The organism is Paenibacillus sp. VTT E-133280 (genome assembly GCF_002264385.1).
Taxonomy (GTDB): Bacteria; Bacillota; Bacilli; order Paenibacillales; family Paenibacillaceae; genus Paenibacillus_AQ; species Paenibacillus_AQ nitricinens.
Genome location: NZ_NFUX01000012.1, coordinates 1 through 13,931, shown reverse-complemented (window position 1 = coordinate 13,931; position 13,931 = coordinate 1). Strand labels below are relative to the sequence as shown.

12 protein-coding genes are annotated in these 13,931 nt (G+C 44.6%); all 12 read right to left on the bottom strand.

All coding sequences use genetic code 11. The features are described 5' to 3' along the window. Positions 1–24: 24 nt before the first annotated feature. The 12 genes from CA600_RS07585 to CA600_RS07530 all read right to left on the bottom strand — a co-directional run bounded on the left by CA600_RS07585 (position 25) and on the right by CA600_RS07530 (position 13,706). Complete coding sequence (locus CA600_RS07585) at positions 25–1,326, bottom strand: TerD family protein (protein ID WP_094869639.1); 1,302 nt, start codon at positions 1,324–1,326, stop codon at positions 25–27. Between the two features lie 241 nt (positions 1,327–1,567). After that, positions 1,568–2,149, bottom strand: coding sequence for a TerD family protein (locus CA600_RS07580; RefSeq protein ID WP_094869638.1), 582 nt, complete (start codon positions 2,147–2,149; stop codon positions 1,568–1,570). A 67-nt stretch (positions 2,150–2,216) separates the two neighbouring features. Then, a complete protein-coding gene (locus tag CA600_RS07575; protein ID WP_094869637.1) occupies positions 2,217–2,792 on the bottom strand; it encodes a TerD family protein in 576 nt (191 codons plus the stop codon). Positions 2,793–2,821: 29 nt separating this feature from the next. Beyond that, entirely contained in the window at positions 2,822–3,418 is a 597-nt protein-coding gene (locus CA600_RS07570; protein WP_094869636.1) for a TerD family protein, read from the bottom strand. Positions 3,419–3,544: 126 nt separating this feature from the next. Continuing rightward, positions 3,545–3,991, bottom strand: coding sequence for a tellurite resistance TerB family protein (locus tag CA600_RS07565; RefSeq protein ID WP_094869635.1), 447 nt, complete (start codon positions 3,989–3,991; stop codon positions 3,545–3,547). Between the two features lie 258 nt (positions 3,992–4,249). Beyond that, entirely contained in the window at positions 4,250–5,125 is an 876-nt protein-coding gene (gene aguB / locus CA600_RS07560) for an N-carbamoylputrescine amidase (RefSeq protein WP_094869634.1), read from the bottom strand. A gap of 55 nt (positions 5,126–5,180) precedes the next feature. Continuing rightward, on the bottom strand, positions 5,181–6,209 hold the full coding sequence (locus CA600_RS07555) for an agmatine deiminase family protein (protein ID WP_094869633.1): 1,029 nt from the start codon (positions 6,207–6,209) through the stop codon (positions 5,181–5,183). Positions 6,210–6,354: 145 nt separating this feature from the next. Beyond that, a complete protein-coding gene (gene yfcE / locus CA600_RS07550) occupies positions 6,355–6,903 on the bottom strand; it encodes a phosphodiesterase (RefSeq protein ID WP_094869632.1) in 549 nt (182 codons plus the stop codon). A gap of 126 nt (positions 6,904–7,029) precedes the next feature. Next, on the bottom strand, positions 7,030–8,514 hold the full coding sequence (locus tag CA600_RS07545; RefSeq protein WP_094869631.1) for a glutamate synthase subunit beta: 1,485 nt from the start codon (positions 8,512–8,514) through the stop codon (positions 7,030–7,032). A gap of 293 nt (positions 8,515–8,807) precedes the next feature. After that, positions 8,808–10,760, bottom strand: coding sequence for a type I pullulanase (pulA, locus tag CA600_RS07540; RefSeq protein ID WP_094869630.1), 1,953 nt, complete (start codon positions 10,758–10,760; stop codon positions 8,808–8,810). Between the two features lie 121 nt (positions 10,761–10,881). Next, positions 10,882–11,505, bottom strand: a complete 624-nt coding sequence (locus CA600_RS07535) for a C39 family peptidase (protein ID WP_094869629.1) — start codon at positions 11,503–11,505, stop codon at positions 10,882–10,884. Continuing rightward, on the bottom strand, positions 11,505–13,706 hold the full coding sequence (locus CA600_RS07530; RefSeq protein WP_094869628.1) for a PAS domain-containing hybrid sensor histidine kinase/response regulator: 2,202 nt from the start codon (positions 13,704–13,706) through the stop codon (positions 11,505–11,507). Before CA600_RS07530 ends, CA600_RS07535 begins: the two co-directional genes overlap by 1 nt. Between the last annotated feature and the right edge of the window lie 225 nt (positions 13,707–13,931).

Sequence of the window (13,931 nt, the reverse complement as noted above, 5' to 3'; positions counted from 1 at the left end):
CACTTGCGCCTCCGAAAAAATCGTCTATTTACTGCCAGCAACCCAGCGCAGTCCCCAGCCATATGCCTCATCAATCTCCCGATGACCACTGTAATATTGGACCAGCCGTTCAACACTGAATGTCTCGTTATTCACATTCCGAAATAACGCGATAGCACACATGCCTTTGCGGTTGTTATGCTCGTCCAAATTGACAATAATATCGGGGCCGCCACTCTGGGTAATCGTGACAACACCGTCAGCTTCTGACCAATTGGTAACGCCTTTATAAATAAAAGAAAAAATTAGAATCCGTTCAATATCAGCAATTTTGCTGCCGTTAATCCGCAGATTCTCACCGGTTGTTACAGAGCCTGTCCGGTCATCTCCATCAAGCATGACATAAGGAGGTTGGTTCAATGAGCCAAAAGCATTGCCCAGCGCCTGAACTACTCCCTTGCTGCCATTCTTCAACTCATATAGACAAGCAAGATCTAAATCCACACCATTTTTACGATTAAATAGCCCTCCACCCTGCTTCTGATTCCAGTTGAGGTTAATTAGCAATTCACCCAAACCACCAGCTGATTTCTTCAGGTTGATCGAATCACCTTTTTTCTTCAGTTCGATCTTCTTCAGGTTGAGATTGACCGGAGGGGGTGTTACAGCTGAAGGCGCAGCTGCAGGAGGAGGTGGAATCTGAATCTTAGGCTCCGCTACCGGCGCTGATTGACGTTTAAGCTCTGGCTGCGGTGGAGCAGCAGGCTTAGGCACTGGTATTGGTGCCGCTGCTGGTTCATCGTTCGTTTCTAATCCAAAGTTCTTACACAGTTCCTGTAGACCACCAGCAAAACCCGCGGCAATGGCGCTGAATTTCCATTCACCGTTATATCTATATAATTCTCCTACCACAATAGCCGTTTCCACGGAGAAATGATTTTCAAGATCACATCGGAGAAGCTCCGCACCTGTTACTTGATTCAGAATCCGAAAATAGGCCTGATTTACCTGCCTAAAACTTTGACCTCGCTTCTCGCCATCATAAATGGTAAGTGTAAACGCGAGTTTCATCACATCAGAAGGAATTTTGTTTAGTTCCACGTCAAATTGCTTGAGGCTGTCTGATGTAGGCATTTCCTTATATCTGATATAAGGTGTAGACGGATTATTATAAAATATCAAATCCTCATCTTTGCTTACTTTACCTTGCGCTCCAAGCAGAAAAGCAGAAGTATCAATCTCAAGTGAAGATGGCGATTGCCAGCCAATCTCTACGATAAGAGAATCAAGTCCAGGATTGCCTTTAGTTAAATCGACCTTTTGTCCTTTAACAACTGTAATACCCATTCTTACACCACCTTTATAAATGGAGCAAGCATAAACGCCTTCGATGTCCTTATAAGGACGACAAGCGTTTAAGCGAGAAATATAAGATATATAGTATCGTATGAACCTTAACTTGCTTATATTTTTAAATAACCCCACATAGTGGAGTTTATCCTTCGAGATCCCTTCCATGTCCTTTGTGAGGGAATCCATAAAGAATTAAAAAAAGGGCAGGATCGGTGATGACCCCGCCCGGAAGATGCTATTGCGCGTCCAGCCCATAATTTCTACACAATGCGCTAAGACCGCCGCCAAAACCACTACCAATAGCCTGGAACTTCCAATCCGCACCATTGCGGTAGAATTCACAGAATACAACGGCTGTCTCTGTTGAGAATTCTTCACCCAGGTCGAAACGAAGTACTTCCCGATCCGACGAAGCATCCACAACTCGTACAAAAGCATTGGAGACTTGTCCAAAGTTCTGTGCACGAGATTCGTAATCATAAATGGTTACTGTTATCCCAATACGCTGAATATGGGCAGGGATTTTGGTGAAATCAACGATGATTTGCTCGTCATCTCCGTCACCTTCACCTGTACGGTTATCTCCAGTGTAGATTACAGAACTCGCACCACCATTTGGATTGTTATAGAATACAAAATCATCTGTACCTTTAGCCTTGCCGTCTTCATGAAGCAGAAATGCTGAAGCATCGAGGTCAAATTCTTGACCTCCACTATATTTATTAGTGTCCCAGCCCAATCCAACTACTACCTTTGTCAGACCTGGATTAGTCTTGGTAAGATCAATTCGCTGTCCTTTGGAGAGACTGATCGTCACGGACATAACCTTCTTTCATTGAGTAGATTCAGTTCACTGTGTAACTCTAAGCTCTATACTACAAGGCTTATTGCAGGCCGTAATCGCGAGTCAAACCGCTCAAGCCGTCTTTGTAGCCGCTACCGATGGCATTGAACTTCCACTCTGCACCATGACGGTATAGCTCACCAACAACAACACCAGTTTCAATAGAGAAGTCTTCACCCAAATCGAAACGAATGAGCTCCTCATTGTTTAAATCATTTACAATACGTACATAAGAACGGGAAACTTGTCCGAAGTTTTGGCTTCTTGCGTCAGCTTCATAAATCGTAATAGTGAAAGCTACCTTTTCCACATCTGCTGGGATACTCAGAAGATCCACTTGAACCTGCTCATCATCACCATCGCCGTCACCCGTACGGTTATCACCTGTATGAACAACTGAACCATTCTCATTCTGTTTATTATTGAAGTAAATGAAGTTCGTTTCTTTTTCAACTTTGCTGTTCGCGTTAGTCAAGAATACAGAAACGTCCAAATCGAAATCTTTACCGCCATCATATTTATTAGTGTCCCAACCAAGACCTACTGTGATTTTGGATAGACCCGGATTTGTTTTTGTTAAATCGATCTTTTGACCTTTAGATAGATTAATTGCCATGATAACATTCCTCTTTTCTTTTATTTGGATTATACGTAGCGTTCTGCCAGTTGATTGATATGTGCCGCGTGACTACCTTCACCAATTGCGGAGAATTTCCATTCTCCACCTTGTCGGTACAGCTCCCCACAAATCAGTGCCGTGTAGCCATTGTAATTATCAGATAGGTTAAAGCGGATTAGTTCATTATTGCCTACAGCATTCATAACACGGATATACGCTGATTTGATCAGACCAAAATCCTGTTTACGATTTGTGGCATCATAAATATTCACCACTACAAGAACCTTGTGCACATCAGAAGGAATAGCATTCAGGTTGACCATGATTTGTTCATCGTCTCCGTCTCCATCACCCGTGAGATTGTCTCCAGAGTGAATAACAGAGTTACAAGGACTTTGCTTATTATGGAAGCAAATCAGGTTCCCCTTCTTAACTAACTTACCATTCTCATTAAGCATCAATGCTGAGGCATCACAGTCCACGTTGGCCTGTTTCTTCACACCGAAGAATCCTCGAGCCGGCGCAGCCGGATCCCAGCCTAAACCTACAATTACGTTAGATAAGCCTGCATTACCTTTTGTGAGATCAATCTTCTGACCTTTTACCAGATTAATTCCAGCCAACTTTACGTACCTCCATTCTCTAAAAAGAATCACCATCTAGTAGTCTAGCTTTTGGATGTTATATGAGTGATACGCTAAAGAACTAAATACGTTTCATCCGAACTCATGTATAGGGTATTACATCATTTATAAACTGAATTCACTAGGGTTTAATCCCAAGACACCGCAAATATGCCGCACAACTGCTTTTTCATTGTCATCAAAATCACCATCAGCTGATCCAATAGCTGAGCACACACCCACAATTACACGTCCTACATCTGGTTTGCCAGTAAACTTACCGATGGCTTTCAGTGCTTCCTGCTTACCGATTTCTGGTGAGAACTCAAAGTTACTTACATAAAAGTTGAACTGGGTAATGACGTCTCTCATGTCAAACACCTTTAGCTCATTGCTCATATTCATATAGCCGGCCATTTTGTTCTTTTCAGCTTCTTCTATCTTACCGTCGGCAGCAGCAACTAAGGCGCAACCCGCAACTACCGCATTCATGAAATCTTTATTTTTGAATTTCTTCACTTGATCTGTTAGTCCGTTTTTGGTTGTGTTCAACCAGCTTTTAAATGTGCTCATCGTATTCTCCTTCTATCACCGTAAGATTATGATAACAAAAGATATCCCAGAGCCTCCTCCCCACGTATCCGACAGAATTTTCATAGTAGATCCCTGAATCACGGTTTACTCTTCTAATATACCTGATAAAATAGCAATATTCTACTTTTCCAGACTTTTACAGCTCTTTTGACAGAAAGTTGAAACACCAAAAAAAGGCATTGCCAGAGATTCTATCCTCTCTAGCAATGCCTTTAGCACATTCACCTGTAAATTCTATTAAAGAATGATGTCCCCATCATAAGAACCAATCATTTTGTACAGATCCGGCCGGCGATCACGGAAGACGCCCCACTCGATCCGTCCGACTTCCAAAGCATCCAGATCAAATTCACTCACTATTACAGTTTGCTCGTCTCGGCCTGCTTCAACAATTTTATTGCCTTGCGGTCCCGCAATGAACGAAGAGCCGTAGAAATTAATGCTAGAATCTTCATCAATTTCTTCACCGATACGGTTGGAGGCAATGACTGGAATAAGGTTAGCCGCTGCATGCCCAAGCATACAAGTCTGCCAATGATCCTTAGAGTCGATCGATCCATCCTGTGGTTCTGATCCGATAGCGGTTGGATAGAACAGAATTTCTGCTCCCATCAGGCTCATCACTCTAGCCGCTTCCGGGTACCACTGATCCCAGCAAATCCCTACACCAATCTTGGCATAGCGAGTGTTCCATACTTTAAAGCCAGTATCTCCCGGATTGAAGTAGAATTTCTCTTCATACCCTGGGCCATCTGGAATATGGCTCTTGCGGTATTTCCCCAATATCGTTCCATCGGCGTCGATAATAGCTAGTGAATTGTAACGTGCGTAGTTCTTTTTCTCATAAAAACTGATTGGCAGCACCACTTGCAGTTCCTTGGCTATAGCTGTGAAATGATTAATCGCTTTGTTATGCTCAAGCTCTGTTGCATATGCGTAATAATCAGCTTTCTCTTTCTGGCAGAAATACGGTGTCTCGAACAGCTCCTGCAGCAAAATAATTTGTGCTCCCTGTGCCGCCGCTTCTCTGACCAAGGTTTCGGCTTTGCTGATATTCTCATCAATATTGCTGGAACAGCTCATTTGCGTCGCAGCTACTTTTACATTTCTCAAGAATCTGTCCTCCTTATATATATAAATGTCCCATTGGACGTTTAGTTTCCTTCAATTATTGCTGAGCAGGCATCTGTTGCGTAGTGCAGTGAACATTCCCGCCCTCGGTGATGACCGCCATACCGTTAACGGTACGAATCTTACGTTCCGGGAACAAACCAGCCAGTACTTCCTCAGCAAGCTTATCTGTTTCCACCGCTGTACCGCCAAACACAGGCAATATAATTCCACCATTTACGAAATAGAAGTTCAAATAACTGAGCGTCAGACGGCTGCCGTCATGATCCACCCGTGGAGGCTGCTGAATCTTGATAATCTCCAGCTTACGCCCTTTGGCATCTATGGCATTCTCCAAAATACGAAGATTCTCCTGTGTAATCTCAAAATTCTCGTCCTGCGGATCCTCACAGACCTGAATAATGACTTTACCTGGAGCAGCAAAGCAAGCGATATTATCCACATGACCATCGGTTTCATCACCACTTAGACCACGCTTAAGCCAGATAATAGTTTCTGTACCTGTATAATTGCGCACGTACTCTTCAATTCTCTCGCGCTTCAAATCCGGGTTGCGGTTCGTATTGAGCAGACATTCTTCTGTAGTAATCAAGGTGCCTTCTCCATCCGTATGGATCGAGCCGCCTTCCATCACAAGCGGCGCATCAAAGCGTGTCACTTGTGTGTGTTCGAGAATCTGTGGAGCTACCTCATCATCCAGATCCCAAGGTGAATATTTACCGCCCCAGGCATTAAACTTCCAGTTCACGCCTGCTAGAACGCCGTCTTTATTAACAACAAAGGTAGGCCCGTTATCACGCAGCCAAGCATCGCTATGCTTTATAGGCAGCAGCGTTACATTCGGTCCGCTGACCAGACGTTCTACCTTTTCCACGTCCTCCGGGTTAACGATGACCGTAATCGGTTCAAACTCCGCAATAGCTGTAATAATGTCAGCATAACCTTGGCATACCGACTCGTGGTTATCCGGGAAACACATAGATTCCTGCACCGGCCAGGAGATAAAAGTACGTTCATGCTTGCCCCATTCCGGTGGCATTGTATAGTTCAAATCTTTAGGATTCATGTGTTAACTACCTTTACTATTATATTTGGAGCCAGCCCTGCCCTAAAACTCCTACCTCATCATACAATAATATGTTCTAGTGCTCAATTCCCTGGAACACTAATAATGTTGGAAGGAATTCGGGTCATATGGGATCTGACTGAGCTTATAGTGTAATCCTTTTTACCACATCGCCCTCAAAATCCTTAACGATGAATTCTCCACCCTCAAGAATACCATAGGAATTCGGATGATTCTCCTTAGGCAGCGATATCGAACCAGGATTCAGCACGTATACGCCCTCTTTTACATCCGCAACCGGAAGATGGGTATGCCCCTGAATAAAGATATCCTTCTCAGATAGTGCCGGTAAATTCTCAATACTAAAGCCATGACCGTGTGTAACATAGATTCGTCTGCCTTCATGCAGGAGCATCACATAATCCCCCATCATCGGAAACTGCAGCAGCATCTGATCTACCTCCGCATCGCAGTTACCACGTACTGCCGTAATAGGCTTCTTTTTGTTATATTCATTCAGTTTATTAGCAACTCCCTGCGGGTCATAACCCTTCGGCAGTGGATTTCTGGGACCGTGATATAAAAAGTCTCCTACGATTACAAGACTGTCTGGCTGTTCTTCCTCTACCTTTTCCAAAGCCCGTTCTAACCAGAATAAAGAACCGTGAATATCGGAAATAAACATTAGCTTCATCATGTATTCTCCTTTTCGACTTAAATAGATCTTGTGCTTAGGTTTCAATTTTAACCTTGAACAGGCAAACAACGCAAAAGCGGACGTTCCTCCAAAAGGAACGCCCTGCCCTATATGCCTCTATTCTTACGGCAAGTTCGATGATCCCATCAAGAATCGGTCCACTTCGCGGGCTGTCTGACGCCCCTCATCAATGGCCCAAACTACAAGGCTTTGTCCGCGGCGCATATCACCTGCTGTGAATATTCCTTCTACATTGGTCGCTTGTGCTCCGAACTCCGCCTTGGCATTTCCGCGCTCATCACGTGCCACCCCAAGCTCACCTAGCACAGTCTCCTCGGGCCCTGTGAATCCTAATGCGAGTAGTACCAGCTGTGCCGTTAGAACTTCTTCACTGCCTGGTACTTCAACCGGAACTATCCTTCCCTGTTCATTACGATTCCACTCAATTCGCACGGTATGCAGCTCCTGCACATATCCACCATCGTCACCAACAAAACGTTTCGTCGAAACCAGATAACGACGTGGATCTTCCTTATACAGTGAAGCTGCCTCTTTTTGACCATAGTCCACCTTAAGAACCTTTGGCCATTCCGGCCATGGATTACTAGGCTGACGGGTCAGTGGAGCCTGTGGCATTATCTCAAGCTGGATCACACTACGGCAACCGTGGCGGATCGACGTAGCTACACAGTCTGTGCCAGTATCCCCGCCACCGATTACAACTACATCCCTACCTGCCGCAGACATGTATTCACCATCAGCAAGCTCTGAATCCAGTAAGCTCTTAGTATTCAGTGTCAGAAACTCCATCGCCTGATGAATGCCCCGCAGCTCACGACCCTCTATAGGAAGCTCTCGTGCCTGCGTAGACCCGCCACACAAGACAACAGCATCGTGCTCCGCCTTGAGTTGTGTCGCCGAGATATCTCTCCCAATCTCTGTACGAGTTACGAATGTAATGCCTTCAGCCTTCAGCAGGTCTACCCGGCGCTGAACCGTTTTCTTATCCAGCTTCATGTTCGGAATACCATACGTCAACAAACCGCCAATCCGATCTGCCCGTTCATACACGGTCACCGAATGCCCCGCCTTGTTAAGCTGAGCTGCACAGGCAAGACCTGCTGGACCCGAGCCCACTACGGCTACCTTTTTACCTGTGCGAATAAGCGGTGGCTCAGGAACAATCCAACCTTCTTCAAAACCTCTATCTACAATCGACTTTTCAATCGACTTTATCGTTACAGGCTGGCCGTTCATCCCTACTGTACAAGAACCTTCACAAGGTGCCGGACATACACGTCCAGTAAATTCAGGGAAGTTATTGGTCTTATGCAGACGTTGCAGTGCAACCTCCCAGTTTCCACGATAAACCATATCATTCCATTCAGGAATCAAGTTGTGTAGAGGGCAGCCGGAAGCCATACCAGATAACAGACGCCCTACATGACAAAATGGCGTACCACAGTCCATACAACGTGCGCCTTGCTCGCGCAGCTTCTCTTCATCCATAGGGATCGAGAATTCATCCCAATTCTTAATTCGCTCCAGCGTCTCACACTCCGAAGGCGTCTGCCGTTCAAATTCCAAAAATCCGGTTGCTTTCCCCATCTCTCTCATCCTCTCTAAATACCCCACAAATATATACTTTCTGAACCGCTAAAAAAGAAAGGTACTTTCTATGTTTGTCTGCTGCAAGCCTATACCACTCTAAAGCACCAAAGTAAATGTCTTCATATTAACATCCAATATCATCATCGAAAATGAGTAATGTCACCTTTTTATGTAAAATGAAACAATCAATTAAGGAAATAGAAAAATAAAAAAGCACACAGTGTAATGTACCTGATTAAAGTACGTTACTCTGCATGCTTTTCAATAATGATCTTGTAAAAGACTATTTATTACGCCGTCAGGACTACTGTCCCAATCCCATTTACAGTTAGCTTATTTCCAGTCAGCTCCTGCGTAAGATCAGCCCCGAAGATGGTCTTCCATGCTCCAAGCTGCGGCAGAACCACAGTAGTGTGTTCAGCATTCGCATTAAAAAGAACATAAATATGCTTCGCTGCATCTTCTCCAGCATGACCACGTAGCGTGTAAGCTACTGCACTTGCGGGTGCTTTTTCAAAAACCAAATGGTTCCGAATGTCAGCTGCTGTTCGCATGCGGAAGGCCGGGTGAGCTTTACGCAGTGCGATTAACTGTTTCATATACGCCACATCTTCCTGATGCGCGGCGCACAATTCCCAGTCCATACGATTGATTTCGACCGAAGATTTATAGCTGTTCTCCACCCCGTCCTTCGTACGCATAAACTCCTGCCCTGCATGGATAAAAGGAATCCCCTGACTCATGAACACTATCGCAGAAGCCAGTCTATGCATGGAACGGCGCTGCGTAACCGTCTCACCCTCGGTGGACAATACGATCTTATCCCATAAGGTATGATTATCATGACACTCTACATAATTAACGTTTTGCTGAGGCTCCACGGCAAATTGCTTAATTCCTGGGCTGAAGTCAATTCCTCCCGCAACCCCTGCTTTGATCGCAGGCTCCAGACCCATCATTCCACTGATGAAGCCCGGCTGATCATACAAAAAGATATTTCCTTTAATAGCATCCCTGAAATCATCATTAAAATGTCCGATTCCCGGCATAAGGGAAGCATTCTTCTGATGAGCGAGCCGTTCCACCGGTAGCTCAGTCCCCATCATCCAGCCTTCACCGATCGTCATGATGGACGGATCTATTCCATCCAGACGCCGCCGAGTTTCCCGCATTGTATCGACATCCATCAAGCCCATCAAATCGAAGCGGAAGCCGTCGATATGGTATTCTTTAGCCCAATAGACCACGGAGTCCACAATGAAGCGGGACATCATCATACGTTCTGTAGCCACGTCATTTCCGCAGCCTGAGCCATTCGACAGGCTTCCATCTTGTTTATAACGCAAATAATAGCCAGGAACCAGTTTAGTGAAATTCACGCGGTATCCGTCGTACACATGGTTGTAAACTACATCCATAATGACGCGGAGTCCACGATCATGAAGCGCTTGAATCATTGTTTTTAGTTCTTGAATACGTAGTCCGGGCACATAAGGATCCGTAGCATAGGAGCCTTCAGGAGCATTGTAGTTCTTCGGATCATAACCCCAGTTAAAATGCGGCTCATCCAGCTTCGTCTCATCTACACTCTCTGTAGAATAATCATAAATAGGCAATAGCTGCACGTGGGTTACACCGAGATCTGCGATATGATCGAGTCCGGTGAGAATGCCCTCTGGTCCGCGGGTTCCTTCTTCCGCCAAAGCGAGATATTGACCCTTATGAGCCATTCCGCTTGCTGGATGAATGGATAAGTCACGCAAATGAAGCTCATAAATAATGGCGTCTACAGGATCCTCAAACGACGGCTTATCTTCTGTCCACCGCTCAGGGTCCGTCTTGCGCAAATCTAGAATAGCGCCTCTGTCCCCATTCACGCCAACAGCCCGTGCGTAAGGATCAGCTGCTTCATTCCACTGTTCACCTAGACGAACTCGGTAGGTATAGAACTTGCCATCTAAATCACCGTCAACCGTAGCTCTCCACGTTCCCCGAATATCGCGGATCATAGCATATTCGGACTCCGCAGCTCCCTGCCATGAATCATAAATTACTAGCTCTGCCTCCTGAGCCGTAGGAGCCCACAAGCAAAATGATGAAGAGGCCGATGAATATGTAAGTCCGAGATCATCCCCGTCATAACTAAACAACTGATCAAACTCCTGAGCAAATACGGAAATCCCTCTAGTAGTCGCAGGATCACCATAAAAAATCGGTTCCTTCATTTCCTTTTGTACGGACAAAGCACCTATCCCCTTTTCCAGTTATTAACTGGATTATAGTATGATCCTCAAATTTGTGCAAACGTTTGGACTCAAAATAACCAGATCATTTTTCCAGGGTAATTACATAGCTAAATCACGACTAACTTGGCGTTTCTAAGATATTCATTCCCACCATTGTGATGATGTCTTTATTTGCATAATATGGGATGCGGCGTTCTTTACAGAGAGCAATCCTTCCATCCCTATACCTCACACCATTATCCTGAACGATGAGGATTGGACAATCCCCGTTATCAGGTACTTCATATCCTATTCCTAATACCCAGTGGTAATCGTAAGCAAAATTCCCTCTCCACCGAAAATTAAACCATTTATCAAATTTAACAGCTACTGGCCGACCTGCATCAATCTCCACTTTATACATATCGAAATCGTTAAATGTAGAGATAGATAGCTTATGTCCCCCTTTTGGCGAGATTGAGGAGTGGATATAAGCTGTGATTCCCTTTACAAACCGACGTACACTCATGCCTAAAGGGGTACCTCCGTGATGACTGTATATGTAATTAATATGAGCTGCTTTAGAGTGAAAATGACCTTTGCCACGAATAAAGCCCATTCCTAGCCGGGTATTCCAATACTCCGTTAAAGCTGCCAGGGTCGCTGGTCCACATGCAGAAGACGGGGATGAAACCCCAGCCTCCCACTGTGTGTATGGATCTACTGATAGTTTGTTACTGAGACTGGAGTTTCTATGCTTCATCAGGATGTTTCTCCCTTTGAAGAGTTTGGCTTAGAAGCTGAAAGGGCAGAGCCTTCCGGAAGTAAAATCACATTTCCACCAACATCCATAGATCCCTCTGAATTAGATTGTGATTCCATTTCTTGTGCGGGCTTCTGCTCTGCCAGAGTAATATCTACCTCATCGCCCTCATATTTACTTTCAGGATTAATCTGTAGCGTAAAATAGAAATTAGAGCCGTTTCCTTCACTACTCTCCACCGCAATGGCTCCGCCCATCAGCTCGACAAGCTTCTTGCAAATGGCTAGGCCTAACCCCGTCCCGGCATACTTACGGTTAAACGAGGAGTGCAGCTGGTAAAATGATTGAAACAACTGATGCTGCTTTTCTAAAGGAATACCTATCCCCGTGTCTCTGACATTAAACTTCAAAGTCGATTTCTTTGAAACCACGGACAATTTCTGCTCCACATAAATACAGACATTGCCTCGGTCAGTAAATTTAATCGCATTGCTGACCAGATTAACCAATACCTGACGTAATCGGCCTGCATCTCCCATAATGCACGTAGGAACCCCTTGTGCCATGCTGTAAGACAGCTCAAGATTTTTTTCCAAAGCCTTAGCCATAAACAAATCCGTTACACTGTCCAGTACCTCTTGAAGATACACGGGCTCATGTACGATCATCATTTTTCCGGCTTCAATTTTACTGTAATCAAGAATTTCATTCAAAATATATAGAAGAGAGCTACTACTCTCCTTAATAATATTGGTGTACTCACGTTGTTCTTCATCTAGTTCCGTCTCTGCAAGCAGATCAGTCATCCCCACAATGCCATTCATAGGCGTACGAATTTCATGGCTCATAATGGCTAGAAACTCTGATTTAGCTTGGTCCGCTTTCTCCGCAGATTCCTTGGCACGAATGATCTCCTTCTCATCCGTAATATCTCTGAACACGACTACAACACCCTTAGGTTCACCTTTATCAAAAAGAGGCGTTACCTGGTACTCTGCAAGAAAGCTCGTGCCATCTTTACGCCATAAGACTGCATCCTTGCTCTGATAAGATCCCCCTGACCTAATAGCCTTGATAAGCGGGGACTCCTCGGGCCTGTAGTGGATCCCATCAAGTGCTGTCTGCTGCATATGATCCAGATAAGAATGGCCCATGATCTCATCATGTTCATAGCCGAGCATATGCAAACCTGCAGGGTTAATGAAAGTCACCTTCTCCTCCATATCGAGCCCAAAAATACCCTCCGAGACTGCATTTAATATCAGGGTGTACTCATTGCTTAGCTTCTCAATTTGTTCTGTATATCTTATACGTTCCGTAATGTCACGGGAAATACCATATACACCAACCACTTGATCGTCTACAATGATCGGAATATTAGTGGTATTGATCTCTACAAAATGACCGTCTTTATGAATAAGCGTCAGTTCATAGCTTTGGGGATATCCCTTAGCGGCTAAGTTAAAATGATACAGTGTCTTCTCCATATCCTTCTCATGCACAACGGGACCAAAGTACATTCCGATCAGTTCTTCCAGCGAATACCCGGTCAGCTTCTCCAGATTCGCATTGGCCGTTAAATAATCTCCTTGCAAATTCATTGAGTACACAGCAGAGGGATTATATTCAAATAAAGATTTATAGCGCTGTTCATTCTCCTGAAGCTTGAATTCAAACTGTTTACGCTCTTCAACTGCATGACGCGAGATTAAATCCAGCGAATTCTCGGACATCAATCTATAATTACGTTCACTTTGATAGATCTGTTCCTCTAGATCTCGTTGAACTGCCATTTGTTGATCTGCAATCATTCGTTCTGTAATATCTTCGGCGTACACAATAATACACGAAGGGGCTTGTCCTACTGTTCCAAATCCTGAGAATGTCAGGGAAAGCCATACCAGGTGATCCCCTTTGCGAAAGCATTCTTCCTTCTTCCAGCTCCCTGCTGGAGAATTCTGAAGCTCGTCCATCACCAATCTATAGGAAAGCTCTTTCGAAGACGTCTGTCTATTTTCCATTTCTGCAAAAATAGCCCCAGCAAGAAACTCAGCTTCCGTTAAGCCAAGTAAATTGCAAAAAGCCGGATTGACCTTCAGCCACTTGCCCTTACCATCGTATAAAGACAGTGCGGCTATTCCCTCTGGGGACCTCATAAATGCATGTTCCAACATTGTGCTATATTCCACCGCGTTATCCATCTACGCCAGACCTCCTTTGTTGCGAACGTTGCATCCTTTATTCCATCCTAAGTTCAGTATACGATAAGAGAAGTGAGTATAGAAATGTCCTGCGTATCATTTTGAATAGGGAATAGCTTAATTTTAAATATTGACTGGATGGCTTGGGGCAAACTATTATTAAACACAAGTACAAACGCCTTCGGCGTCCTCGTTAGGACGATAAGCGTTTAAGCGAGAAATATA

What these genes read in the sequence shown, in the direction of transcription:
- CA600_RS07545 (WP_094869631.1), bottom strand. Translation starts at nt 8,514, where the DNA reads ATGGGGAAAGCAACCGGATTTTTGGAATTTGAACGGCAGACGCCTTCG.
- CA600_RS07565 (WP_094869635.1), bottom strand. Translation starts at nt 3,991, where the DNA reads ATGAGCACATTTAAAAGCTGGTTGAACACAACCAAAAACGGACTAACA.
- CA600_RS07530 (WP_094869628.1), bottom strand. Translation starts at nt 13,706, where the DNA reads ATGGATAACGCGGTGGAATATAGCACAATGTTGGAACATGCATTTATG.
- CA600_RS07555 (WP_094869633.1), bottom strand. Translation starts at nt 6,209, where the DNA reads ATGAATCCTAAAGATTTGAACTATACAATGCCACCGGAATGGGGCAAG.
- CA600_RS07575 (WP_094869637.1), bottom strand. Translation starts at nt 2,792, where the DNA reads ATGGCAATTAATCTATCTAAAGGTCAAAAGATCGATTTAACAAAAACA.
- CA600_RS07585 (WP_094869639.1), bottom strand. Translation starts at nt 1,326, where the DNA reads ATGGGTATTACAGTTGTTAAAGGACAAAAGGTCGATTTAACTAAAGGC.
- CA600_RS07535 (WP_094869629.1), bottom strand. Translation starts at nt 11,505, where the DNA reads ATGAAGCATAGAAACTCCAGTCTCAGTAACAAACTATCAGTAGATCCA.
- yfcE (WP_094869632.1), bottom strand. Translation starts at nt 6,903, where the DNA reads ATGAAGCTAATGTTTATTTCCGATATTCACGGTTCTTTATTCTGGTTA.